The following is a 25,827-nucleotide window of genomic DNA, read 5'->3' as shown; positions in this document are numbered from 1 at the left end:
GCCTGCAGCAAACTCCGGCAAACACGCCAGATGACATCGAAACAATGTCGGCTGTGAAACGCGAGCGAGCGACTATACCATTTTCACCCAGAGCGAACAAATAGCGGGAACTATCAACCTGCTAAACGAAAGCGCGGTAACAATTCATTGGCACGCACGCGCGCTAACCGATCGATCTCCATCACCTCGTCAATGCTGCCCGGCTCCTGACAACTCAGGGACGCCAGCACTTCGCTGTTGATGGCGGCGATATCGGTAAAGCGAATCTGGTGCTGCAGAAAAGCTGCCACCGCCACTTCATTCGCTGCATTCAGCGATGTCGTCGCGGCCTGACCTGTGGCACAGGCATCAATCGCAAGCTTCAGGCAAGGATAGCGCTCGTAGTCCGGCTCGGAAAACGTCAACGACTTCATGCGCGTGAAGTCGAGCGGCGTTACGCCCGCAGAAATACGTGCTGGCCATGCCATGCTGTGCGCAATAGGCGTCCGCATATCCGGAGAGCCCAGTTGCGCCAGCACGCTGCCGTCGCAATAACGCACCATCGAATGGATAACCGACTGCGGATGCAGGATCACCTCCATCTGCGCGTCAGTCGCATTAAACAGCCAGCGGGCTTCAATGTATTCAAGACCTTTATTCATCATGGTGGCCGAGTCAACGGAGATTTTACGCCCCATTGACCAGTTCGGATGCGCACAAGCCTGATCCGGCGACATACCGGCTAAATCCGCTAATGGCGTGTCACGAAAAGGACCACCCGATCCCGTAAGGAGAATCGACTCGATGCCGTTTCCCCGCAGATCAGCGTACCCCAACTGATGCTGTATGGAAGCGGGTAAACTCTGAAAAATGGCGTTGTGCTCGCTATCGACCGGCAGCAATTGCACCTGATGTTGGCGTACCGCCTCCATAAACAGACGGCCGCATGTGACAAGCGACTCTTTGTTGGCCAGCAGCACGGTTTTACCGGCGCGAATCGCCGCCATGGTGGGCTGTAAACCTGAGGCGCCAACAATCGCCGCCATCACCTGATCCACGTCATCCAGCGCGGCCAATTCGCAGGCTGCCTGAACGCCGGAGAGCACTTCGGTATTAACGTTGAGTGCTTTCAGTCGCTCACGCAACGCTTGTGCGGAAGTCTCGTCGGACATCGCGGCATAGCGCGGTTGGAATTGCAGGCATTGTTCAGCCATCAACGCCACATTCTGGCCAGCCACCAGCGCGGTCACCTGATAAAGTTCAGGATTTGCGGCAATCACCGCCAGCGTGCTGGTACCAATGGAGCCGGTCGATCCCAGCAGAGTTAATCGCTTCATCATGCTATCCCTGTGAAGTCGTGGAGAGTGTCCGCAACAGCGCCGAACACAATGTAAAACGCCGCCAGAGTCGAACACGTCTCTGAACGGCGTTTTGAAAAGCAGTTGATGGAATTAGAAGTCCATCAGTTCCTTTTCTTTATCGGCCAATGCGGCATCAACACTCTTGATGTGCGCATCGGTCATTTTCTGGATCTCGTCCTGCGTACGACGTTCGTCGTCTTCGCTGATCTCTTTGTCTTTCAGCAGCGCTTTGATCTTATCGTTGGCGTCACGGCGGACGTTACGCACAGAAACACGGCCCTGCTCTGCTTCGCCACGTACGATCTTGATCAGGTCTTTACGACGCTCTTCGGTCAGCGCTGGCAGCGGCACACGAATATCGCTACCGGCTGAGCTTGGGTTCAGACCCAAATCAGACGTCATAATCGCTTTCTCAACCGCAGCGCTCAGCGAGCGATCAAATACGTTGATTTTCAACGTACGTGAATCCTCAACCGTCACGCTAGCCAGCTGGCGCAGCGGCGTTGGTGTACCGTAATAAGGAACCACAATGCCGTCGAGCAGTGAAGGCGAAGCTCGGCCGGTGCGGATTTTGCTGATGTTGTTTTTAAATGCATCCACACATTTTTCCATGCGCGTGTCTGCATCTTTTTTAATGTCGTTAATCACGTTGAAACCCTTGAATTCGGTTGACCTGGCCATTTCCGGGCTAACCGGAAGCGGTATCGATAAACATCGATCATCCTAATTGCTGCGCGATGTCAGAGCATCGCGGCAAAAGAATATACCTTATTTTAACGTGCGTCGGGTATTAATGCGTAATCAGGGTGCCTTCTTTTTCACCCATCACGACGCGACGCAATGCGCCAGGCTTGTTCATGTTGAAGACGCGGATAGGCAGCTTGTGGTCACGCGCCAGCGTAAAGGCGGCGAGATCCATTACTTTAAGCTCTTTATCCAACACTTCTGCATAGCTCAGTTGGTCATACAGCGTGGCATCCGGGTTTTTCACCGGATCTTCAGAGTAGACGCCGTCTACTTTGGTGGCTTTCAGTACCACGTCGGCTTCGATTTCGATGCCGCGCAGGCAGGCTGCAGAGTCAGTGGTAAAGAACGGGTTGCCGGTACCGGCCGCGAAGATCACGACGCGGTTATTACGCAGCAGGCTGATCGCTTCTGCCCAGCTGTAGTTATCACACACGCCGTTCAGCGGAATCGCTGACATCAAGCGCGCATTGACATACGCACGGTGCAGCGCGTCACGCATTGCCAGGCCATTCATCACTGTTGCCAGCATGCCCATATGGTCGCCGACCACACGGTTCATGCCCGCCTGGGCCAGACCTGCGCCGCGGAACAGGTTACCGCCACCAATAACCACACCCACCTGAATGCCCAGCTCAACCAGCTCTTTCACCTCTTGCGCCATGCGGTCAAGCACGCTCGCGTCGATGCCAAAACCTTCGGCACCTTGCAGTGCTTCGCCACTCAGTTTTAGCAGGATACGTTGATATACAGGTTTTGCGTTGGTCGCCATGGTCAGTTCTTCCTGGAAGATATGATGAAAAGGAGAAGTAAAATCTGGTCGATCATCCGCAAAGCCCGCGAGAAAAGCTATTGGGATGAGACTGAAAGTGCTGCACTAAATCGCAGACAAAAAAGAACCGCCTTGTGGCGGTTCTTTCGGACCATTAAGACTGTTTGGACATTGCAGCAACTTCTGCTGCGAAGTCAGCTTCAACTTTCTCAATGCCTTCGCCCACTTCGAAGCGGATGAAGTTGATGACGTCAGCGTTTTTCTCTTTCAACGCCTGGCCAACGGTTTTGCTTGGGTCGATAACGAAAGCCTGACCGGTCAGAGAAACTTCGCCGGTGAATTTCTTCATGCGGCCTTCAACCATTTTCTCTGCGATTTCTTTTGGCTTGCCAGACTGCATGGCGATATCCAGCTGAACCTGGTACTCTTTCTCAACCACGTCTGCAGACACGTCTTCTGGCTTAACGAATTCTGGCTTGCTTGCAGCGATGTGCATAGCAACTTGCTTGCTCAGTTCTTCGTCAGCACCGGTGGTAGAAACAACCACACCGATACGTGCGCCATGCTGATAGCTGTTCAGCTCAACGCCTTCCAGGATAGCAATACGACGGATGTTGATGTTCTCACCGATTTTCGTAACCAGCGCTACGCGTTCTTCTTCGAACTGCGCTTTCAGAACTTCCACATCGGTAACTTTGCCAGCGACAGCTGCATCCAGAACCTTGTCAGCAAACGCCTGGAAACCGCCATCTTTTGCAACGAAGTCGGTCTGGCAGTTTACTTCCAGGATCGCCGCGAAGCCGTCAGCGATTTTGGTTTTGATCACGCCATCAGCAGCAACGTTGCCTGCTTTCTTAGCCGCTTTGATTGCGCCAGATTTGCGCATGTTCTCAATCGCCAGCTCGATGTCGCCGTTCGCTTCGGTCAGCGCTTTTTTGCAGTCCATCATGCCTGCGCCAGTACGCTCACGCAGTTCTTTTACCAATGCAGCGGTAATATCAGCCATTCCAGAATCCTCGATTCGTCTCTGTGTGCTCACACACTGTCAGAAACTTGTTGCGGAAAATTTACTCTGCCCCGCTCGCTCTGCAGTGAGCGTGACAGACTTAGATAAAATAAAGGGGCCTGAACGGCCCCCTTAACAGATAACATCTGATGTCTAAGGGCTCTTAGAAAGAGCGAACCTTATTAAGCTTCAGCAGCTTCTTCAGCCTGCTCAGCCAGATCCTGTGAACGGCCTTCGCGCACGGTAGTGGCAACGGCAGTCAGGTACAGGCTTACAGCACGGATCGCATCGTCGTTACCTGGGATAACGAAGTCAACGCCGTCTGGATCAGAGTTGGTATCAACGATAGCAAATACTGGGATACCCAGGTTGTTTGCTTCTTTGATAGCGATGTGCTCGTGATCAGCGTCAACAACGAACAGTGCATCCGGCAGACCGCCCATATCTTTGATACCGCCCAGGCTGTTTTCCAGCTTGGCCAGTTCGCGAGTGCGCATCAGCGCTTCTTTCTTGGTCAGTTTGTCGAAAGTACCGTCCTGAGACTGAGACTCAAGATCTTTCAGGCGTTTGATTGACTGACGAACGGTTTTCCAGTTAGTCAGCATGCCACCCAACCAGCGGTGGTTTACGAAGAACTGGTCGCAGCTCAGAGCTGACTCTTTTACCGCTTCGGCAGCAGCGCGCTTAGTACCAACGATCAGGATCTTACCTTTACGGGAAGAGATCTTTTTCAACTCAGCCAGAGCGTCGTTGAACATTGGCACAGTCTGCTCGAGGTTGATGATGTGAACCTTGTTACGTGCGCCGAAGATGAATGGCTTCATTTTCGGGTTCCAGTAACGGGTCTGGTGACCAAAGTGAACACCAGCCTTGAGCATGTCGCGCATTGAAACAGTTGCCATGATTACCTCTAAAGTTTGATTTGGGGTTGGGCCTCCATGTATCCCATACGACCGACCTCTTTCAAGGCACCCCGGCGTATGTGTCGATACATGTGTGTTTTAGTACACATAATGAGTTTTATGCGTTTCCTGCCAGCCAAACGTCGGCGACAGAGAATCGTCGGCGCGCTTTATACCACAATGCGCAGGAATACGCCAATAGTAGTTGAGCGCCGCAGGCGCAGACAATCGCCATTTGGCAGCCCTTTTGCTGGCTGCTAACATGACTGCCACAGAACTCATTATTGTCGAAAATTTCGACGATTGCGGATTAATTTAATGGCTATTTCAATTAAAACCCCTGAAGAAATCGAAAAAATGCGCGTGGCGGGCCGCCTTGCCGCTGAAGTGCTGGAGATGATTGCCCCGCACGTGGTGCCTGGCGTCACCACCGGAGAACTGGATCGTCTCTGCCACGAACACATCACGCAGAAGCAGCAGGCGATTTCCGCCTGCCTCGGCTATCACGGCTTCCCGAAATCGGTGTGTATTTCGGTGAATGAAGTGGTATGTCACGGTATTCCGAGCGACGATCGCGTGCTGAAGGATGGCGACGTGGTTAACGTCGATGTCACGGTGATCAAAGATGAGTATCACGGCGATACCTCAAAAATGTTCATCGTCGGTAAAGCCACCATTCAAGGCGAGCGCCTGTGTCGCGTTACTCAGGAAAGTCTCTATATCGCGCTGCGTCTGGTGAAACCGGGTATTCGTCTGCGTGAACTGGGCCGCGCGATTCAGCAGTATGTCGAAGCACAGGATTTTTCGGTGGTGCGCGAGTATTGCGGTCACGGCATCGGCAAAGGCTTCCACGAAGAGCCGCAGGTACTGCATTACGACGCGGATGATAGCGGCGTGGTGTTGCAAGCAGGCATGACCTTCACCATCGAACCGATGGTCAATGCCGGTGATTACCGCATCCGCACCATGAAGGATGGCTGGACCGTGAAAACCAAAGATCGCAGCTTGTCCGCGCAGTATGAGCATACTATTGTGGTGACAGAAAACGGCTGTGAGATTCTGACGCTGCGTGAAGACGACACCCTTCCAGCGGTGCTTGAAAACGTCGCGTAATTATCTCGCTAACAGTACCAGGCCGGCTTATCGCTGGCCTTTTTTATGTGCGTAATGAAGAGGCATGTTGATGAGTGGTAGCGTGACCGAAGCAGTACACAAAGGCCTGACCGATTCCCCCGCCAGCTGGCCCGATGACGCCCTGACGCGCGACCAGCTCAAACACTATCTTGAGCAATTCCAGCAGCACCTGGGCATTGCATTTGATGCGGGCACCGATATTGAATCTCTGATTGATGCCCGCACGCTGTTTATCGACCGCTTATTGCGTCGTCTGTGGCGCTTCTTTGGTTTCGACCAGATGAAGGAGATCGCACTGGTTGCCGTTGGCGGTTATGGTCGCGGCGAACTGCATCCGCTTTCCGATATTGATGTGCTGATCCTCAGCCGCCAGCCGCTGGACGACACAGCCGCGCAGCGCACCAGCGAGCTGCTAACGCTGATGTGGGATTTGAAGCTGGAAGTTGGTCACAGCGTACGTACGCTGGAAGAGTGCCTGCTGGAAGGTTTATCCGATCTTACGGTCGCCACCAACCTGATTGAATCGCGCATGCTCACCGGCGATGTGGCGCTGTTTCTCGAACTGCAAAAGAACATCTTCAGCGATGGTTTCTGGCCGTCTTCACGCTTCTTCGCCGCCAAAATTGAAGAGCAACAGGAGCGCCACCAGCGCTATCACGGCACCAGCTACAACCTTGAACCGGATATCAAAAGCAGCCCCGGCGGCCTGCGCGACATACACACGCTGCAATGGGTGGCGCGCCGTCACTTTGGCGCTACCACCATGGATGAGATGGTTGGTTTCGGCTTTATCACCGAAGCGGAACGCAATGAAATCAACGAGTGTCAGGAATTTTTGTGGCGCATTCGCTTTGCGCTGCACTTAACGCTGCCACGCTATGACAATCGTCTGCTGTTCGATCGCCAACTCACCGTCGCTCAACGCCTCAACTATCTGGGCGAAGTCAACGAGCCGGTTGAGCGCATGATGAAGGACTTCTATCGCGTCACGCGTCGCATCGGCGAACTCAATCAAATGCTGCTGCAGCTGTTCGATGAAGCGATTCTGGCGCTGTCGACCACTGAAAAACCGCGCAACATTGATGACGATTTCCAGATTCGCGGTGACCTCATCGACCTGCGCGATCTCACGCTGTTTGAGCGTGAGCCGCAAGCCATCCTGCGTATGTTCTACGTGATGGTGCGTAACGAAAACATCAAAGGTATTTACTCCACCACGCTGCGGCAGCTGCGCTATGCGCGCCGCCATTTGAAGCAGCCTCTATGCCAGATTCCTGAAGCGCGTGAAACCTTTATGGCGATTCTGCGTCATCCTGGCGCGGTTAAGCGCGCGCTGGTGCCGATGCATCGTCATAGCGTGTTATGGGCCTATACGCCGCTGTGGGGCAACATCGTTGGTCAGATGCAGTTCGATCTGTTCCACGCTTACACGGTGGATGAGCACACCATCCGCGTGCTGCAGAAGCTGGAGAGTTTTGCCGACGAAGCCACGCGCCCGATGCATCCGCTGTGCGTTGAACTCTGGCCGCGCCTGCCACAGCCGGAACTGTTGCTGATGGCTGCGCTGCTGCACGATATCGCCAAAGGCCGCAACGGCGATCACTCCATTCTCGGCGCGCAGGATGCGCTCGACTTTGCCGAACTACACGGACTGAACTCCCGCGAAACGCAGCTGGTTGCCTGGCTGGTACGTCATCATTTATTGATGTCAGTCACCGCGCAGCGCCGCGATATTCAGGATCCCACCGTGATTCAGCAATTCGCCGAAGTGATGCAGAACGAAAATCGCTTACGCTATCTGGCGTGCCTGACGGTTTCCGATATCTGCGCCACCAATGAAAGCTTGTGGAACAGCTGGAAGCAGAGCCTGTTGCGCGAGCTGTTCTTCGCGACCGAAAAACAGCTGCGCCGCGGCATGGAAAACAGCCCGGATCTGCGCGAGCGCGTGCGCCATCATCGTCTGCAAGCGCTGGCGCTGCTGCGGATGGAAAACCTCGACGAAGAGCGTTTGCACCATATCTGGAGCCGCTGCCGCGCCGACTATTTCCTGCGCCACACACCGAATCAGCTCGCCTGGCATGCGCGTCATTTAATTCATCACGATCTCAACAAACCGCTGGTGCTGGTCAGCCCGCAGGCCACGCGCGGCGGTACCGAGATCTTTATCTGGAGCCCGGATCGTCCGCACCTGTTTGCGGCGGTGGCCGGCGAGTTGGATCGCCGCAATCTCAGCGTGCATGATGCGCAGATCTTTACCAGTCGCGATGGCATGGCAATGGACACCTTTATTGTGCTGGAGCCGGATGGCAGCCCGCTGGCCGCCGATCGCCATCCGCTGATCATTCAGGCGCTGGAACAAGCCATCACGCAAAACGAATGGGTTCCGCCGCGTACGCGTCGCCAGTCTGCGCGCCTCAAGCATTTCAGTGTCGATACCGAAGTCAATTTCCTGCCGACGCACACCGACCGCCGCAGTTATCTGGAATTGGTCGCGCTCGATCAGCCCGGCTTACTGGCGCGCGTGGGTGAAGTGTTCGCCGATTTGGGCGTGTCGCTGCACGGCGCACGCATCAGTACGATTGGTGAACGGGTTGAGGATCTTTTCATCCTCGCCGATAGTGAGCGACGTGCGCTTGGGGTGGAAATGCGCAATGTGTTGCAACAGAGGTTGACAGAGGCCCTTAATCCAAACGATAAAGTGTGACCGCAATCGATTAATCAAATTTATTTACCGTGCCAGTGCGATGCTGGCACCCGTATTACAGACTTAGGAAATCATTATGCAACAGTTACAGAGCGTTATCGAATCTGCCTTTGAGCGCCGCGCCGACATCACGCCATCTAGCGTAGACAGCGCGACCCGCGATGCTATCACCCAGGTTATTGGCCTGCTGGATAGCGGTGAACTGCGCGTGTCTGAAAAAATCAACGGTGAGTGGGTAACGCATCAGTGGCTGAAGAAAGCAGTGCTGTTGTCGTTCCGCATCAACGACAATCAGGTCATGGAAGGGTCGGAAACCCGCTTCTACGACAAAGTGCCAATGAAGTTTGCTGGCTGGGATGAAGCGCGTTTTAAAAACGCCGGTTTCCGCGTTGTGCCACCTGCTGCCGTGCGTCAGGGCGCATTCATCGCACGTAATACCGTGCTGATGCCTTCCTACGTCAACATCGGCGCTTACGTTGATGAAGGCACCATGGTTGATACCTGGGCGACCGTGGGTTCTTGCGCGCAGATCGGTAAAAACGTCCACCTGTCAGGCGGCGTGGGCATCGGTGGCGTGCTGGAGCCGCTGCAGGCTAACCCAACCATCATCGAAGATAACTGCTTCATTGGCGCACGTTCAGAAATCGTTGAAGGTGTGATCGTTGAAGAAGGTTCTGTGATCTCCATGGGCGTTTACATCGGCCAGAGCACCAAAATCTTTGACCGCGAAACCGGCGAAGTGCATTACGGTCGCGTTCCAGCGGGTTCCGTGGTGGTTTCCGGTAACCTGCCGTCTAAAGATGGTAGCTACAGCCTGTACTGCGCGGTAATTGTGAAGAAAGTTGACGCTAAAACGCTCAGCAAAACAGGCATTAACGAACTGCTGCGCAGCATCGACTGAGCTTCTCCTGCCTGAAGATCTTCCCGACGGGCCTGCCTACAGGCCCGTAATTATTTGTTTACACTCCCGCCAGAATTACCTGTTTCGCGCCGCGAATTAACACGTGCGTTTATTTTTCAAACAGTTCATAATCCGCGCCAAGTTAACTCCGGTCGCGCACTGTTCATCCCGGTTTTTGTGTCTACAGTTGATTAAGTATGCCGTAAGCGTTCCGGTTGCCGCGTTTCTGCTGCATCCCGAATGATGATGATAGTCTTGCGCGCTCACCCACTCTTAGATGGAATATAAACGCTATGTACGACAACCTGAAAAGCTTAGGTATCAGCAACCCTGACGACATCGACCGTTACAGCCTGCGTCAGGAAGCTAACAACGACATTCTTAAAATCTACTTCCGCAAAGACAAAGGTGAATTCTTTGCTAAAAGCGTGAAATTCAAATATCCACGTCAGCGCAAAACCGTTGTCGCCGATCACACCAGCCAGGGTTACAAAGAAGTGCAGGAAATCAGCCCGAACCTGCGTTATGTGATCGATGAGCTGGACCAGATTTGCCAGCGCGACCAGGTTGAAGTGGATCTGAAGCGCAAAATTCTGGCGGATCTGCGCCATCTGGAAAGCGTGGTTTCGAACAAGATCGCTGAAATCGAATCAGACCTTGATCAGCTGACCCGCAACAACCGTTAATTTCGCGCTTTAAATAACAGGCCAGCCGATGCTGGCCTTTTTTTATGGCTGCTGATAAGGCAGCGAAAGCAGCCAGGTATCACGCTGTGCCTGCCTCACCGCCCCACTCTTTTGATCTTTCCATTGCGTCTGCATGATCCACTGTTGATAACGCGGCTGCTGCAGGCTGTTATCGGCCATTGAAAGCAGCGGAATGATGCGCTGGCTCACGCGATCACGATTTTTCCACGGCCAGACTTTAGTGGCATCGCTGTACGGCGCCATCATGTCGAGCGCAGCCAGCAACGATCCGCCCGGCTGTTGGCTATGCCATAAATCGCCTAACCCTGCTTTACCGGCTAGCTGCGCCAATGCGCTAAGCGCCTGCAGATTGAAGTAGCTGTAATGGAAGGATCGCGTGCGCGCTAACTCTGCGGGCTGGCTGCCATCGGCACGAATTTGCAGCGCAATTTTATTGCGCGCCAACTCTACCATCGCTGTGACTGTCTCACGATCGCCCAGATACCACGCGATTCCCGCCACCTGCGTGCAATACCAACTGCCATGATTATTCACCGCCGCCGCTTCTTGCAGTGCTAGCGGATTGTGCCGCAGCCAGTGCAGATACTCGCTAAACCACTGCTGCATCGCTTGCTGATCGGCAGGCTGCCAACCGGGCGCATTGCGTAGCAAAGTCAGCGCATCCACCACGCGCGTGGCAAAGTAGCGCCCATCGAGCACGCCATCATGGCGGCCCGCGGATCGGCCCGGAATGCCTTGAGCAAAGTTAAGATTAGGGTGCATACGGCTGGTGGGATTGATAAACCAGTGACGCATCATCGCCAGCGCTTTGTCGGCATAACGTTGATTGCCAGATAAATACCAGGCCAGCGTCAGTGCCTGAAAATCGGCGGTAAAGCGCGCCAGCCGCACGCCATCACTTTGATCATTCTTACTGGCAGGATTCACTTCGCCATCACGACGCTGCCACGGCAGGCCGTCGGCGCTGCTGGCGTCCGGCCACCAATAGGCGCTCAGGCTTAAATAATCCTGCTTCGAGCCGCTCGGCGGCATCATACCTTTATCGGTGACGCTGGGATTGGGGTGTTGCAGCGCGTTATCCGCTTGCTGTTTAAGCTGATGCCAGGCGTCGAGCGTTGGCGGCGCGGCCTGATGATGTGCCAGCTGCTGCTTAACTTTCTGCAGATCGTTTAATGAGAGAAAGGCCGGATCGTTAGCCAAACTTAGCGCGCTATACAGCCACAGCAACGCAATCCACAGGTTTCTCATTAACTTTGCTCATCCAGTTGAAGCGCCACGTACAGCAGCAAGCGATCGTCAAAATTGCCCAGATCGAGCCCGGTGAGCTCGGAAATACGGTTGAGGCGATACTCCAGCGTGTTGCGATGAATGAACAGCGCGCGTGCCGTAGCGCTGGGTTGCACGTTGTGGCTGAACCACGCCACCAGCGTGCGTCGCAGCAAGCCATTGTTATCCATGCTTTTCAGCTTTGCCAGCGGGCGTGCCAGTTCGTTGGCCTGCCAGCCGCCGCGTAAACTGTCGAGCAGCACCGGCAGCACCAGATCCTGATAAAAATAGCTGCGCTGTTCCGGCATGCGCTGTTTGCCCACCATCATGGTGGTACGCGCGGTGCGGTACGAACGTGCGATGCTGCCGGGACCGGTAAAGTAGTTGCCGAGCGCGATGCGCATTCGCACCTGGCCGCTCTCCTTCATGCGTTGCAGCAGTTGATCCACGCGGCGGCGATGATCGTCCTGATCGTAGCGGCCATGCGCATTCAGTGCCGGTTTCAGCACCACCATTTCGGTGAGTGAAACAATCGCAATCAGGTTGTCGCGTTCCGGCGTGGTCAGCAGCGTTTGCAGCTGTTGCAGCTCGGACATGGCGCTATCAACGCCGAGCTGGCCGCTGTCCACTTCCACCACCGCCACCACGCGCGGTTGATTGAGATCGATGCCGAGCCGCTGCGCCCATTCGCTGAGCGCTGGCGATAAGGTTTCGCTGCGCACCAGATTCAGCACCAGCTCTTCTCGCAAGCGGCTATCCTGCGCCAGCATGTGTAACAAACGCGCCTGTTCCAGCATCATTTCGGCGGTCATACACACCAATTCGCCGTAGTGACGCAGCGTTGCCGGTTGGCCGGTCAAACCGATCACGCCGACGATATCGCCATCAATGCGCAGCGGCAAATTGATGCCAGGACGCACGCCGTGCAGATGTTTTGCCACCGCTTCGTCGATGTCTACCACGCGCCCTTGTGACAACACCAAAAGCGCGCCTTCGTGCAATTCGCCAATGCGCTCACGATCGCCACTGCCGATGATGCGACCACGCGCATCCATCACGTTGACATTGCTGTCAATAATTTGCATGGTGCGGGCAACAATATCCTGAGCCAGTCGCGCATCGAGATGATAGGTGGCCATCAAACACTCCGGAGATAAGGACGAACAGACAGAATACGCATCCGTTACGGCGCTGACATTGTGCAACTGCACATAGCCAGCGGGATTATGCGGGATTTGCGGTAAGCGTCACATTCAGTACCGGACATTTGCACAGACACAAAAAAGGCGAGCCAAAGCTCGCCTGTTATCAACAACCTGAAACTTACTGCATCAGCAGATACAGGCTGCTGTCACCGCGCTGTACGTTCAGTGCCAGCACCGAAGGTTTGGTGTCGAGCACTTTACGCAGCTCGCCAAGATTAGCCACGGCTTGCTGGTTGACACCCAGAATCACGTCACCTTTCTTCAAGCCAATACGCGCCGCTGCGCTGCCAGGCTTGACGCTATCGACGCGCACGCCTTTCTGGCCGTTGGTATCAATATTGCTGAGATCGGCACCTTCAATACCGGTGTAAATGGTGGCGGACTGCACTTTATCCTGCGAGCTCTGCTGCAGTTCAACGGTGACGTTCACCGGTTTGCCTTCGCGCAGTAGACCCAGCTGCAGCTTGGTACCGACCGGCAGCGAGCCGACTTCGGCACGCAGCGCTGCAAAGCTGGTCAGCGCTTTACCGTTCATCGACACCACCACGTCACCCGCTTTCACGCCGGCTTTCGCCGCAGCAGAGTTCGGCAATACCTGGCTAACAAAGGCGCCGCGCTGCGCATCGACTTTCATCGCTTTCGCCAGCTCTGAGTTCAGCTCGGTGCCCATAATGCCCAGCTCGCCGCGTTTCACCTGGCCGTACTCCACCATCTGCGCGGTAAGGTTTTTCACCATTGAGCTAGGGATCGCAAAGCCGATACCGATGTTGCCGCCGTCCGGCGCCAGAATCGCGGTGTTAATCCCGATCAGCTCGCCGTTAAGGTTTACCAATGCGCCACCGGAGTTACCACGGTTAATCGCCGCATCGGTCTGGATGAAGTTTTCGTAATTTTCAACGTTCAGGCCGCTGCGGCCCAGCGCCGAAACAATCCCCGAAGTCACCGTTTCGCCAAGGCCGTACGGGTTACCAATCGCCACGGTGTAATCACCGACGCGCAGGTTGTCGGAGTCGGCAATCTTAATTGCGGTGAGGTTTTTCGCATCCTGCAGCTGAATCAGCGCGATATCTGATTGTGGATCTTTACCGATCACTTTGGCGTCGTAACGACGTCCATCGCTGAGCTGCACCTGGATTTTGGTCGCGTTATCCACCACGTGGTTGTTGGTCACCACATAGCCTTTATCCGCGTTAATTACCACGCCGGAACCCAGCGCACGGAACTGCTGTTTCTGCGCGTTAGCACCGCCATCCGCGCCGCCGTCACCACCGCCGTTTTGACACATGGGTGAGCTTTGGAACGGTGAACCGTCCTGGCAGAACGGAGAATTATCACCAAAGAATTGCTGGAACTGCTGCGGCATACGCGGCGTTTTAACCGTCGTCGAGCCTTCCACACTGATACTCACCACGGAAGGCATGACTTTTTCCAGCATGGGTGCCAGGCTTGGCAACTGCTGGCTGGAAGAAGAAGCGGTCTCTGCGGCAAATACACTCACAGGGCTCAGCGTCGCCGCGCCGAAACTCAGCGCCAACGCCAGCATAATTGTGTTTTTTTTCATTTATCTGTGTCTCTCTAAGAATTACGGCCAGACCATTGCTGTGGTCGTGATGGTGAGATTAAGTTTTTAGCGCGAAGTTCCTAATAAAGTTTTAGGTAAAGGTAAAAAATTGTTCTTCATCTTTACAATTGTGCGCTTATTCAACCGCCATTAAACGACGATATTCGTCCCAGGCATAATTGTCCGTCATCCCACTAATGTAGTCCTGAATCAGACGCGCACGATAATAACGTTCCCACAACAAGCGCTGATATTTATTCTCAACAATTAATGAGCGCATGTGTTGTTGATAGGCCTTTCGATGTTTGCCAGAAAGCTTATGAAACAAGCGGGTTTCAATAGGATGCTTTGCCAGAAAATCCTCGTTCATCAAGGTGGTAAATTGCTCGTAATCCAGCAACAGCAGTGACTGATATATTTCGAGCAAACCTTTAATTACCCGATAACCCTGCAATTCCAGTTGTTCAACTTCCGGATGATTAAACACCTGCTGACGCGCAACCGTTTTAAATAGTTTTAGCAAGCGACCTTCTTCACCATCATCTTCCAGTAAAGCGTGATTAAAATCACCTTCGAAAATAGCCGGTAAGTTGTCGATGAAACGCTTAACCGCATGGCTAACCAGCACGTTTTGCACGTTAACCCGCAATGACATAAAGAATTGATCGCTGATACTGCGGCGTTTTTTCTGATTAGCCTCTTTCCAGGCATCACCGATAGTGCGGCTGAAAACATCGCCGTTTTTTACCGCGCCCCAGGCATCCAATAAATGCTTATACAACGTTTCAACGTGGAAGATGTCTTTTTCAACGGCGTCATCCAAATCGGCAATGCAATAAGAGATATCGTCGGCGGCTTCCATTATCCAGGTAAGCGGGAAACGATGGTGCTGTTTAATATTGGTCGCTTCACGCAACTCAGCCACATATTCTCGCTCAGATAAATAGAAGCCCGGCTTTTTCATTAATACGCTAAATTCGGCCGGTTTATCGCCTTGCCACCATGCGGGCGCGGTATATTTCAAAATACAGGCGACCTGCGCATAGCTGAGATTGAGTTGCAGCAGCGTATGCACCAGGCGAATCGCCTGCGCGTTACCCTCGAAATGGCATAAATCTTGACGAATCATTGCATTCAACTGGTCAAAAGCGGCGCGCTCAGCCTCATCGGCAACGCCCGCCACCAGCGGATCGACCAGCTCGGCAGGCAGATTTTCGTCGAACCAGTCATTGATCGCCGCCTCGCCAAAATGACCAAACGGCGGATTGCCGACATCGTGCAGTAAACAGGCCATCTCAATCAGGCTTTCGAAGGCACCTTCAAACTCATCCAGCCCATAATTCGCCAGCCCGCCGCCCTGGGTTTTCAGCGCTTGCAGAATCTCTTTGGTGATATATCGCCCGGTTTGCTGCACTTCCAGCGAGTGCGTTAGACGCGAACGCACCGCCGCATTGCGCTCGAGCGGGAATACCTGGGTTTTCTGTTGCAGACGACGAATGGCGGCGGAGTTAATAATACGTCCGCGATCGCTTTCAAAGTGGCGGGTAATAAAGTATTCCCCTTCGGGATCTTTGCGGCTGGTATAAGGGCGGGTGAAACTGATCTTCTTCCTGAAATTGATCGTCGCCATAATTACCCCTTATTTTTTCGTGAATTCTTCCTCAATCAGCCATGTTAGACTATGCCTCACTTTTGCGGGTTACATCCATTAAATTAGCGAGATTCTTATGAAAGTAGGCATTATTGGCGCGATGGAGCAGGAAGTTACACTGCTGCGTGACAAAATCGAAAACCGCCAGACACTGACGCTGGCCGGCTGCGAATTTTACACCGGCACGCTGAATGGTGTTGAGGTGGCGCTGCTGAAATCAGGCATCGGCAAAGTGGCCGCCGCGCTCGGTACCACCTTGCTGCTTCAGCTGTGCAAGCCGGATGTGGTAATCAACACCGGTTCTGCCGGCGGATTGGCGCCAACGCTGAAAGTGGGCGATATCGTGGTGTCGGATGAAGTGCGCTATCACGATGCCGACGTCACCGCCTTCGGTTACGAGCCAGGCCAGATGGCCAGCTGCCCCGCCGCTTTCGTGGCGGATGACAAACTGATTGCCGCCGCTGAAAGGGTTATCAAGCAGCTCGACCTCAACGCGGTACGCGGTTTGGTAGTGAGCGGCGATGCGTTTATCAACGGCGCTGCACCGCTGGAACGCATCCGCACCACCTTCCCGCAGGCGATTGCGGTGGAGATGGAAGCGACCGCAATTGGTCACGTTTGCCATCAGTTCAAGGTGCCATTTGTGGTGGTGCGCGCCATTTCTGACGTTGCCGATCAGGAATCACACCTCAGCTTCGATGAGTTCCTCAGTGTTGCGGCAAAACAATCTTCACTGATGGTTGAAAACCTGTTGGTTCAGCTGGCGCGTGGCTAAAATCCTGCTGCTTGGGCTGTTGCTGCTGTGCAACAGCCTGTTCGCCGCCGCGCCGCGCGTCATCACCCTTTCGCCCCATCTGACGGAACTGGCCTTCGCCGCAGGCATTACGCCGCTCGCCGTCAGCGCCTTCTCCGATTATCCCGCGCAGGCCAACGCGCTGGAACAAGTGGCGAACTGGCAAGGCATTAAAGTGGAACGCATTCTGCAACTGAAGCCGGATGTGGTACTGGCGTGGCGCGGCGGTAATCCACAGCGGCAAATTGAACAGCTGCAGCGTTTCGGGGTCAAGGTTGAGTGGATCGATCCGCAAACCATTGACCAAATGATCGATGCGCTGGCGGCGTTACAGCGCTGGAGTCCGCAGCCGCAGCAAGCCATCGATGCGGCGCAGGCATTACGCGCGCAGGAAGCGGAGCTGCGCAAGCAGTATCAGCAAAGTACGCCGCTGCCGCTGTTTTTGCAGTTTGGTCAGCAGCCGCTGTTTACGGCTTCGCGTAACACCATGCAAAACCAGGTCATTGAGCTGTGCGGCGGCAGGAATATTTTTGCCGATAGCAGCGTTAGCTGGCCGCAGGTGAGCCGCGAACAGGTGCTGATGCGCCATCCGCAGGCGATTGTGATCGGGGGTGATGCCGCTCGGGCCGCCAGCATCGCGCAATATTGGCAGCCGCAATTGGATGTGCCGGTGATCGCCATCAATGACGACTGGCTGAGCCGTCCGGGGCCTCGCATGCTGCTGGCAGCGAAACAGCTGTGTGCAGATTTACATCCGACGAAAAAAAGCACTAATAAAGATTAAAGATTCGGCATAAATTGTCGTAAATCATAATACAAGGCACAGCGGCCACGTATGCTCTGTGCCCATTTTTAGCGCTAAGCGCAATTTTGTCTTCACCAGGAACTATTCATGACCAGAGCACTGCTGCTGGCCATAGGGCTCGTGATCGCTGCACCTCTGAGTGCGGCCACGTCGACCGGCTCTATCGCCGCTACCTTAACGTTATTCTCGCGTTGCGATATCTCACGCCAGAGTGAACACTCTCTGCCAAAAGTAGATTGTGGACGTCACTTTAGCGCGCAGCCGCGCATTACCGAACGAGTATTAAAACGCGATGCTAAACGCCGTGAATCTGCGCGTTTAGTGACTATTGAATGGTAGGAATCTGGCTACCAGAACGGCAGCCAGAAGCAGCATTAGATGCTGAAGGAAGAACCACAACCGCAGGTGGTTTTGGCATTCGGGTTGGTCACGATAAAACGTGAACCTTCCAGGCCTTCGGTGTAATCCACGGAACCGCCCACCAGATATTGCAGGCTCATCGGATCCACCACCAGCGCCACGCCTTGTTTCTCGATGGTCATGTCACCGTCATTCATTTGATCGTCAAACGTGAAGCCGTACTGGAAACCGCTGCAACCGCCGCCGGTAATATAAACGCGCAATTTCAGCGCGGGATTCTCTTCATCAGAAATCAGGTTTTTTACTTTTTTTGCTGCTGCATCAGTGAATTGCAAAGGCAGCGCTGTTAAGTCGTCACTCATCTTTTACTCCGGGTAAACGTCGAGGTCAGAAAACGACCTTAATCTCGCTATTATCTGCCAGCCGTCCAGTGCAATCAAGTCTCACGCTTGACACTGCGTGCCGCCGCATGCGCAGGAAAGTATATACCCTAAACTTTAGCGCAAGCCGTTATTCCCGTAGAATGGCGCCAGATTTTTTCCCGAACAGCAGGAGCAGAACAATGAGTAAGTCAGAAAACCTGTATGCCGCAGCGCAACGCCTGATCCCCGGCGGTGTGAACTCCCCGGTACGTGCATTTACCGGTGTGGGCGGTGTGCCGCTGTTCATCGAACGCGCTGACGGTGCGTATCTGTATGACGCCGACGGCAAAGGCTATATCGATTATGTCGGTTCGTGGGGCCCGATGGTGCTGGGTCATAACAACGCCAACATCCGTAACGCGGTGGTTGAAGCGGCTGCGCGCGGTCTGAGCTTCGGCGCGCCAACCGAGATGGAAGTGAAAATGGCCGAGCTGGTGTGCGAGCTGGTGCCCAGCATGGACATGGTGCGCATGGTTAACTCCGGCACCGAAGCCACCATGAGCGCCATTCGCCTGGCGCGCGGCTTCACCCATCGCGACAAAATCATCAAATTCGAAGGTTGCTATCACGGCCACGCCGACTGCCTCCTGGTGAAAGCCGGCTCCGGCGCGCTGACGCTCGGCCAGCCAAACTCGCCGGGCGTACCGGCCGATTTCGCTAAGCACACGCTGACCTGCACCTATAACGATCTCAGCACCGTGCGTGCGGCTTTCGAACAGTATCCTGAGGATATTGCCTGCATCATCGTTGAGCCGGTAGCGGGCAACATGAACTGCATTCCACCGCAGCCAGACTTCCTGCCAGGCCTGCGTACGCTGTGTGACGAATTCGGTGCGCTGCTGATTATCGACGAAGTGATGACCGGCTTCCGTGTTGCATTAGGCGGTGCTCAGGCCTATTACGACGTGACGCCAGACCTGACCTGTCTCGGTAAAATCATCGGCGGCGGCATGCCGGTCGGTGCCTTTGGTGGTCGTCGTGATGTGATGGATGCGCTGGCACCAACCGGTCCGGTTTATCAGGCCGGTACCTTGTCCGGTAACCCGATTGCCATGGCGGCGGGCTTCGCGTGTCTGTCGCAAATTGCGCAGCCAGGCACCCACAGCACGTTGACCGATCTGACCACGCAGTTAGCACAAGGCCTGCTGGCCGCAGCGAAAGCCGAAAATATTCCGCTGGTGATCAACCACGTGGGCGGTATGTTCGGGATTTTCTTCACAGATGCCGATGAAGTGACCTGCTATCAGGACGTCACTCAGTGTGACGTTGAGCGCTTTAAGCGTTTCTTCCACCTGATGCTGGAAGAAGGCGTTTACCTTGCGCCATCTGCTTTTGAAGCAGGCTTTATGTCGCTGGCGCACAGTAAAGAAGATATCCAACGCACCATCGATGCGGCACGCCGCAGCTTCGCGAAACTTTAAAACCGCCTGAATGGCGCACTCTACCGTCGTTGTGGAGTCGCCATTCCGGGTTACCCTGATTACGCCCGCCGCAACAGCCAGATAAAATACGGCGCACCAAAGAAGGTCGCCATCAACCCGGCTGGAATTTGATCCGGAAACGCCAGCATCCTGCCGCACCAGTCGGCGAAAATCATCAAGCCGCCGCCCAACAAACCGGCCATCAACACCTGTGGTAATGCACGGCGGAACCCGAGCATGCGCACGATATGCGGCGCCATCAGCCCGATAAAGCTCAGCGGCCCGATGGTCAAGGTTGCCGTGGCGGTTAATGCCGCCGCCAGCAGCAGCAGGCTGAGGCGCGAGGTAGTGAGCGCCATGCCCGCTGAACGCGCGGTAGCGCTGCCGAGTGGCAATAGCGTCAACCAGCGACTTGCCAGCGGCGCCAGCGAAATCAGCACCACACCCACCACCGCGCTTTGCACGGCCTGCTGCATATTGATGTTGTAGGTTGAACCGGAGATCCAGCTCAGCAAGCCCGCCATGCGCGGATCGCCGCTGGCCAGCAGCACCATCAAAAGCGTGACAAACGCGCTGTTAAGCGCCATGCCCGCCAGCAACATGCGTTCTGGCGAAAAGCCGCCGCGACTCGCCACCAGCATAATAATCATAAGCGTCAACGCCGCACCCAGCGCACCGGCAGGCAACAGCCACGCCACCGCATCGCCCGGCACGAAGAACATCATCACCACCACGCCGCACGCTGCACCCGAGCTAATGCCCAACACTTCCGGGCTCGCCATCGGATTACCGGTAAGCCGCTGAATCAGCGCACCCGCCACGCCGAGCATCATGCCCACCATCAGCGCGGCCAATACGCGCGGTGCGCGCCACGGCAGCAGCTGCTGCAGCATATCGCCGCCCACCCACGCAAAGCCGTGCGCATCGCGGCCAAAGGTAATACCAACCCAACTCAATACGCCCAGAATCAGCAATCCGATCAAACACCAGCGTAAGACCTTCTGCCGCTCAGCCGGCACGCTATCGCCCTGATTTAGCGCTGGCGGTACCGATCCGGTACGCAGGCGCGGCAGCAACCAAAGCAGAATCGGCACGCCGATTAGCGCGGTCGCCGTGCCGGTAGACACTTCACGCCAGTGGCTGGTCAGCCATAGCACGCACTGATCGGCCAGCCACAGCAGCAGCGCACCGATCAGCGGCGCCAACATCATGCGGCTCATCAGGCGACGCCCGCCGAGCATCTTCGCCAGCAGCGGCGCGAACAGGCCGATAAAGCCGATGATGCCTGCAACATTGACCAGTTGCGCGCTAAGTAAAATCGCCAGCGCCAGCGCAGCAATACGTGCCGCCGACAGCGCCAGACCGAGGTTTTTTGCTACGCCATCGTCGAGCCCCATCAGCGTCAGCGGACGCAGCAGCGCCAGCGCCACCACAAACGCCAGCAGCAGACGCGGCCACAGCTGCGCCACATTGTGTCCATCCAGCTGGTTGAGCGCGCCGGTGCTCCACAGGAACATGTTCTGCAACTGATCGTGATTGAAGATCGCGAAGATTTGATTCACCGAACCGGCGTACAAACTCAGCACCAGCCCAGCCAGAATCAGTGTCACCGGCGACAGACGTTTGCCCCAGGCCACGCCGAATACCAGAATACCGACAATTACCGCGCCGCCCATCGCCGCAAACTGCTGCGTGAACTCGCCGCCCGGCAAATGCCATAACGTCGCGACGGTAATCCCCAGTTGAGCGCCCGACGACACGCCAAGCGTGGTGGGTTCCGCCAGCGGATTGCGCAGCACCTGCTGAAACAGCAAACCGGCGAGGCCAAGGCCCGCGCCAACCAGCAGCGACAGCGCCAGTCGCGACAGCAAACTGTGATGAAACACCACTTGCTGGATGTTGTTGACGTCAGGCGCAAAAAACGCCTGCGACCATTGATCGATAGGCAGCGCCTGGCGCAGATTGATCACGGTTAAGGCCAGCGCCAGCAGAAACACCGTACTCAATAGCGCGACGGGAAAAAGACGATTGCGCATCAGTGCGACTCCAGCGCGTGTTCCAGCACGCGGACAAATTTCAGCGCCGAAGAGGTCGCGCCGTAATACCATACCGCCGGCACGCGCTGGAAACGCTGCGCGCGCACAAACGGCAGCGCCTGCCACAGCGCGGTGGCCATCACCTGCTGCATATCGCGATCGTTATCGTGATCGAAGCAGATCACCTGCACATCACCCACTTCCGCCAGCCGCTCCAGCCCAACGACTGCACTGCCCCAGAAGTTGGTTTCGCCCTGCCAGGCATTGCTCAAGCCAAGGATCTCCATTACCTCAAGGAACAAACTGTTTTTACCGAAGGTAATCGCGTGGCGGCTGTCCATCAGCGACATCAGCAGCACCGGACGATCGGCCCACGGCCTGAGGCGTTCACGCGCCGCCGCCAGCTGCTCATCCACATACTGCAGATGCTGCACGGCCTGCGCTTCACGGCCAAGACGCGCGCCGAGCGCCTGTAATGAGTGACGCGCGGTGCTGAGCGGTTTGCCGTCGCCGCTGTTGAGGTCAAAACCCATGGTTGGCGCGATGCGCTGCAGCTTATCCAGCGCCGGACCATAACCATTGGAGTGCAGGATGAGTGAAGGTTCGAGCTGCGTCATCAGCTCCAGATTGGGTTCGGTGCGTAAGCCAAGATCGATAACGCTGGACGGCAGCTGCGGATCGCCAACCCAAATGTTGTAGTTGTGCATGTCGGCCACCCCGAGTGGCGTCACGCCGAGCGCCATCAGCAGCTCCACCGGCAGCCACTCCAGCGCCAGAATGCGCTGCGCATCCGGTATGGCGGCACGCAGCGGCAACGCGGACATCAACGGGGAAAGTGCCAGCGCCGTCAGCAGGCGGCGGCGAGAAATGTCGAACATGGCGAGGCCTTAATAAACGAAACTGACGGGCGCGCCGCCAAGCGGATGCGGCAAAATGCCCATCGGAATACCGTAAATGTTGCCCAGCACATCGGCCTGCATGATCACCTCGGGGCCTCCTTCGGCAATCACTTCGCCACCGCGCAATGCCACCAGACGATCGCAATAGCGTGCTGCCATGTTGAGATCGTGCAGCACCGCAATCACCGTCAGCCCACGTTCGCGGCTGAGACGCTGAATCAGCGCCAGCACATCAACCTGATGGGCGATATCCAGCGCCGAGGTCGGTTCATCCAGCAACAGGCAGCGACTGTTCTGCGCCACCAGCATCGCCAGCCAGGCACGCTGGCGCTCGCCGCCAGAAAGGCTATCCACCAGACGCCCGGCAAAAGGCTTTAATCCCACCAGCGTAATCGCCTCTTCCACCCGATCGCGATCTTCCTGACCATAGCGGCCCAGCGCGCCGTGCCACGGATAGCGGCCAATCGCCACCAGCTCGCGCACCGTCATGCCTTCCGCCGCGGGCAGTTGCTGCGGCAGATACGCCACCTGACGCGCAAAATCTTTGCTGCCCCAGTTATCTACCGCGTCCTCATTCAGCAACACGCGCCCTTCACTCGCCGCATGGTGACGACCGAGCATTTTCAGCAGCGTGGATTTGCCAGAACCATTGTGACCAATCAGCGCGGTGACTTTGCCCGGTGCAAAGGTAAGAGACAGCGGATGCAGAAGCGTGCGGCCTGGCACACGAAAACTGACGTTATCCAGCCTGAAGGTGGTTTCTGCGTGGTGCGGATGCTGCATGATAATCCCTGGTTAATCTGTAGGTCGCCATTGATGGCGACCTGCGTAACACGATTAGAAACGGAAAGTCGCAGTACCGACAATCTGACGCTCAGCGCCCCAGTAGCAGGCGTAGTCGCGGTAGCAGCTGGCGACGTATTCACGATCAAAGAGGTTATTGACGTTAACGCCGATGGTGGAGCCCGGCATGCCAAAGCGTGCGAGGTCGTATTTCAGCGCGGCATCAACGGTGGTGTAACCGGCTACGTCGAAGTTTTGGTTCACATCGTCGCCGCTGGCGTACAACCCTTTGCTCTCGCCGACATAACGTACACCTGCACCCACGGTCACGCCCGACAGCGCCGTTTCATGGAAGGTGTAATCACTCCACAGCGATGCCATATGCTTCGGCACCTGCACCGGCGTTTTGCCTTTCAGGTTAGTGTCTTCGGTGTATTCCGCATCAGTGTAGGTATAAGACGCGGTCATATTGATGTTGGCATTCAGCGCGGCTTTGGCTTCCAGCTCCACGCCACGCGAGCGGATTTCACCACTCTGAATGCTGGCATTTGGGTGGTTAAGGGTATCCGGATCGGCCGTCAGGTTTTTGGTTTTGGTCAGCTGATACACCGCCGCCGTCAACACCACCGGACGATCTTTAGGAACGTATTTCACACCGGCTTCATACTGCTTCGCGCGGGAAGGATCAAAGGCTTGACCATCATAAGTTGAACCTGAGTTCGGAATGAAGGCTTCGCTGTAGCTGAAGTAAGGTGCGATACCGTTATCAAACACATAGTTCAGCCCGCCACGCCAGGTGAAAGCCTGATCGTTCTGGCGATCAACGCTATTGGCTACGCGATCATAGACCGAGTTCATCGCGTAATCATAACGACCGCCGAGGGTTAACACCCAGCGGTTCCACTCCATCTGATCCTGCGCGTATAAACCGGTTTGGCGCTGCTTATTGAGGTGCTGATAAGGATTAGGGAACGGCGTCACGCTGTCGTCGCCATATTGTGGATTAAAGGCATTCAGCGGTGATGCGGTACCAAATTGCGCATCAATATCATTACGCGTGCGCTGGAAATCGACACCCAGCAACAGTGTGTGATCAATTTGACTGGTGGTGAATTTGGCCTGCGCCTGGTTATCGACTGCAAACTGGTTGAGCTTTTCATCAGAAACCGCTGAACCGCGGGTGATTTGCTGTGTTGCGGCATTAAAACCATTGCCATAAATGCTGCGATAATCCGTTCTCAGATCCGCATAGCGCAAATTCTGCCGCACCGTCCAGGTGTCGTTGAAGCTGTGCTCGAAGTTGTAGCCCACCATCCTGGTGTTGCGCGAAATCTTGTTGCTGTCTTCGCCTTCATCAAAGTTAGTTGGCAGCTTGTAACTGCTGCCGTCAGGACGCGTGATGCCCACCACAGTGCCCTGACGCGGCAACCAGCCGTAATAGCCGGTTTCCGGTTCGTTCTGGAAGTAGGTCAGCAAATCGAAACGCGTATTCTCATTCGGACGCCAGCTGAATGATGGCGCAATGGTGTAGCGCTTCTCTTTGTTCATATCCTGCTGCGCATCGGCGCTGCGCGCGAGACCGGTCAGGCGATAGCTGTAAACGCCGTCATCATCCAGCGAGCCGCCGAAATCGAAACCCGTGGAGAACTGATTGTTTGTGCCCATCTGGAACTGCACTTCACGCAGCGTCTCCTGCGTCGGACGCTTACTCACCAGCGACACCACGCCGCCCGGATTGCTCTTGCCGTACAGCACCGAAACCGGACCGCGCAACAGTTCGGCGCGTTCAAGAAAATAGGGATCGATAGCAAACTCAGAGTAGTTATCACCCTGCAGTTTCAGGCCATCAAGATATTGGTTGGTGTTGGTTTCGCTGAAGCCGCGAATAGAGAGCGCATCGATAACATTGGAGCTACCGCGGTTACCGGTCAACACGCCTGGCGTGTAGTTGAAAGCCCCTTTCACGCTGGTGACGTTTTTCATCGCCATCTCTTCCTGCGTGACTACCGAGATTGACTGCGGGTTCTTCTCGATCGGCGTATCGGTTTTGGTGCCGGTGGCGCTGCGTTTGGCCGCAATGGTTGGCGACGGGCCCCACGCTTTCTCTTGCTCGACTCCGCTGCCGCCATCAGCGCTAACCACCACGGTATCTTCTGCCAACGCCTGCACGCTGAACGTACCCATAGTCAGTGAAATAAACCAAGCCAGCGAACGCGGGCGTAAGAAACAAGGATTAGTGTTTCGCGTATTCATAAGTGAGGTCTCTCGAAAAAAGTCGATGCAGGCGAATACAAACGAGAATGATTATTATGACGCACGGATTTTAGGCGAAATAGCGTCATATTCGCAACGATTAATGCCTGTAAGCGCGGCGTTTACAGCCAGATCGCGCATATTCATGATCGCAAATAATAA

General features: G+C 55.4%; 22 protein-coding genes. 8 read left to right on the top strand and 14 right to left on the bottom strand.

What is annotated here, in order from left to right:
* Positions 1-113: 113 nt before the first annotated feature.
* The 5 genes from ispC to rpsB all read right to left on the bottom strand — a co-directional run bounded on the left by ispC (position 114) and on the right by rpsB (position 4,764).
* Positions 114-1,316, bottom strand: coding sequence for a 1-deoxy-D-xylulose-5-phosphate reductoisomerase (gene ispC, locus PO881_RS03805; RefSeq protein ID WP_192412747.1), 1,203 nt, complete (start codon positions 1,314-1,316; stop codon positions 114-116).
* A gap of 114 nt (positions 1,317-1,430) precedes the next feature.
* Positions 1,431-1,988, bottom strand: coding sequence for a ribosome recycling factor (gene frr / locus PO881_RS03800; RefSeq protein ID WP_036649587.1), 558 nt, complete (start codon positions 1,986-1,988; stop codon positions 1,431-1,433).
* Between the two features lie 142 nt (positions 1,989-2,130).
* Complete coding sequence (gene pyrH / locus PO881_RS03795) at positions 2,131-2,856, bottom strand: UMP kinase (RefSeq protein ID WP_007893903.1); 726 nt, start codon at positions 2,854-2,856, stop codon at positions 2,131-2,133.
* Positions 2,857-3,010: 154 nt separating this feature from the next.
* Positions 3,011-3,862, bottom strand: coding sequence for a translation elongation factor Ts (gene tsf / locus PO881_RS03790; protein WP_280172479.1), 852 nt, complete (start codon positions 3,860-3,862; stop codon positions 3,011-3,013).
* A gap of 182 nt (positions 3,863-4,044) precedes the next feature.
* Positions 4,045-4,764: a 30S ribosomal protein S2 gene (gene rpsB / locus PO881_RS03785; protein WP_007893898.1), complete on the bottom strand. Its 720-nt coding sequence runs from the start codon at positions 4,762-4,764 to the stop codon at positions 4,045-4,047.
* A gap of 318 nt (positions 4,765-5,082) precedes the next feature.
* On the opposite strand from rpsB, the gene map reads away from it, so the two are divergent.
* The 4 genes from map to PO881_RS03765 all read left to right on the top strand — a co-directional run bounded on the left by map (position 5,083) and on the right by PO881_RS03765 (position 10,189).
* Positions 5,083-5,877, top strand: coding sequence for a type I methionyl aminopeptidase (gene map, locus PO881_RS03780; protein ID WP_101762049.1), 795 nt, complete (start codon positions 5,083-5,085; stop codon positions 5,875-5,877).
* A 70-nt stretch (positions 5,878-5,947) separates the two neighbouring features.
* Positions 5,948-8,602, top strand: a complete 2,655-nt coding sequence (gene glnD / locus PO881_RS03775; RefSeq protein WP_280172870.1) for a bifunctional uridylyltransferase/uridylyl-removing protein GlnD — start codon at positions 5,948-5,950, stop codon at positions 8,600-8,602.
* Between the two features lie 76 nt (positions 8,603-8,678).
* On the top strand, positions 8,679-9,503 hold the full coding sequence (dapD, locus tag PO881_RS03770) for a 2,3,4,5-tetrahydropyridine-2,6-dicarboxylate N-succinyltransferase (RefSeq protein WP_008108489.1): 825 nt from the start codon (positions 8,679-8,681) through the stop codon (positions 9,501-9,503).
* Between the two features lie 293 nt (positions 9,504-9,796).
* Entirely contained in the window at positions 9,797-10,189 is a 393-nt protein-coding gene (locus PO881_RS03765; RefSeq protein WP_007893894.1) for a DUF3461 family protein, read from the top strand.
* 42 nt (positions 10,190-10,231) lie between these two features.
* On the opposite strand, the gene PO881_RS03760 is transcribed toward PO881_RS03765, so the two are convergent.
* From PO881_RS03760 to dgt, 4 genes are all read right to left on the bottom strand, one after another.
* Complete coding sequence (locus PO881_RS03760) at positions 10,232-11,458, bottom strand: alginate lyase family protein (protein WP_280172478.1); 1,227 nt, start codon at positions 11,456-11,458, stop codon at positions 10,232-10,234.
* On the bottom strand, positions 11,458-12,615 hold the full coding sequence (locus PO881_RS03755; RefSeq protein WP_061718082.1) for a CdaR family transcriptional regulator: 1,158 nt from the start codon (positions 12,613-12,615) through the stop codon (positions 11,458-11,460). The genes PO881_RS03760 and PO881_RS03755 overlap by 1 nt, the downstream gene beginning before the upstream one ends.
* A gap of 184 nt (positions 12,616-12,799) precedes the next feature.
* Positions 12,800-14,242 carry a serine endoprotease DegP gene (gene degP / locus PO881_RS03750; RefSeq protein WP_101762052.1) on the bottom strand — a complete coding sequence of 481 codons (1,443 nt, stop codon included), beginning with the start codon at positions 14,240-14,242 and terminating at the stop codon, positions 12,800-12,802.
* A gap of 136 nt (positions 14,243-14,378) precedes the next feature.
* A complete protein-coding gene (dgt, locus tag PO881_RS03745) occupies positions 14,379-15,872 on the bottom strand; it encodes a dGTPase (RefSeq protein WP_280172477.1) in 1,494 nt (497 codons plus the stop codon).
* Between the two features lie 97 nt (positions 15,873-15,969).
* Between dgt and mtnN the strand changes: the two genes are divergently transcribed.
* The 3 genes from mtnN (at position 15,970) to PO881_RS03730 (ending at position 17,830) form a co-directional block, all read left to right on the top strand.
* Entirely contained in the window at positions 15,970-16,668 is a 699-nt protein-coding gene (gene mtnN, locus PO881_RS03740) for a 5'-methylthioadenosine/S-adenosylhomocysteine nucleosidase (protein ID WP_280172476.1), read from the top strand.
* Positions 16,661-17,470, top strand: a complete 810-nt coding sequence (btuF, locus tag PO881_RS03735) for a vitamin B12 ABC transporter substrate-binding protein BtuF (RefSeq protein WP_280172475.1) — start codon at positions 16,661-16,663, stop codon at positions 17,468-17,470. The genes mtnN and btuF overlap by 8 nt, the downstream gene beginning before the upstream one ends.
* Positions 17,471-17,578: 108 nt before the next feature.
* Positions 17,579-17,830 (top strand): hypothetical protein, encoded by a 252-nt coding sequence (locus PO881_RS03730; RefSeq protein WP_101762055.1) that lies wholly within the window; start codon positions 17,579-17,581, stop codon positions 17,828-17,830.
* A 35-nt stretch (positions 17,831-17,865) separates the two neighbouring features.
* On the opposite strand, the gene erpA is transcribed toward PO881_RS03730, so the two are convergent.
* Entirely contained in the window at positions 17,866-18,213 is a 348-nt protein-coding gene (gene erpA, locus PO881_RS03725) for an iron-sulfur cluster insertion protein ErpA (protein WP_280172474.1), read from the bottom strand.
* A 200-nt stretch (positions 18,214-18,413) separates the two neighbouring features.
* On the opposite strand from erpA, the gene hemL reads away from it, so the two are divergent.
* Positions 18,414-19,694 (top strand): glutamate-1-semialdehyde 2,1-aminomutase, encoded by a 1,281-nt coding sequence (gene hemL / locus PO881_RS03720; protein WP_192412339.1) that lies wholly within the window; start codon positions 18,414-18,416, stop codon positions 19,692-19,694.
* Between the two features lie 59 nt (positions 19,695-19,753).
* Here hemL and fhuB read toward each other — a convergent pair whose 3' ends face one another.
* Genes fhuB through fhuA form a run of 4 tightly spaced genes read right to left on the bottom strand, consistent with a single transcriptional unit; the run spans position 19,754 to position 25,665 of the window.
* Positions 19,754-21,730, bottom strand: a complete 1,977-nt coding sequence (gene fhuB, locus PO881_RS03715; protein WP_280172473.1) for a Fe(3+)-hydroxamate ABC transporter permease FhuB — start codon at positions 21,728-21,730, stop codon at positions 19,754-19,756.
* Positions 21,730-22,608 carry a Fe(3+)-hydroxamate ABC transporter substrate-binding protein FhuD gene (gene fhuD, locus PO881_RS03710; RefSeq protein WP_222234368.1) on the bottom strand — a complete coding sequence of 293 codons (879 nt, stop codon included), beginning with the start codon at positions 22,606-22,608 and terminating at the stop codon, positions 21,730-21,732. Before fhuD ends, fhuB begins: the two co-directional genes overlap by 1 nt.
* A gap of 9 nt (positions 22,609-22,617) precedes the next feature.
* Positions 22,618-23,412: a Fe3+-hydroxamate ABC transporter ATP-binding protein FhuC gene (fhuC, locus tag PO881_RS03705; protein ID WP_007888799.1), complete on the bottom strand. Its 795-nt coding sequence runs from the start codon at positions 23,410-23,412 to the stop codon at positions 22,618-22,620.
* 54 nt (positions 23,413-23,466) lie between these two features.
* On the bottom strand, positions 23,467-25,665 hold the full coding sequence (gene fhuA / locus PO881_RS03700; RefSeq protein WP_280172472.1) for a ferrichrome porin FhuA: 2,199 nt from the start codon (positions 25,663-25,665) through the stop codon (positions 23,467-23,469).
* Between the last annotated feature and the right edge of the window lie 162 nt (positions 25,666-25,827).

This window comes from Pantoea sp. SS70 (assembly GCF_029866845.1).
GTDB lineage: Bacteria > Pseudomonadota > Gammaproteobacteria > Enterobacterales > Enterobacteriaceae > Pantoea > Pantoea leporis.
Note: the sequence above shows the minus strand (reverse complement) of the source record. Positions and strands in the feature narration are given on the sequence as shown.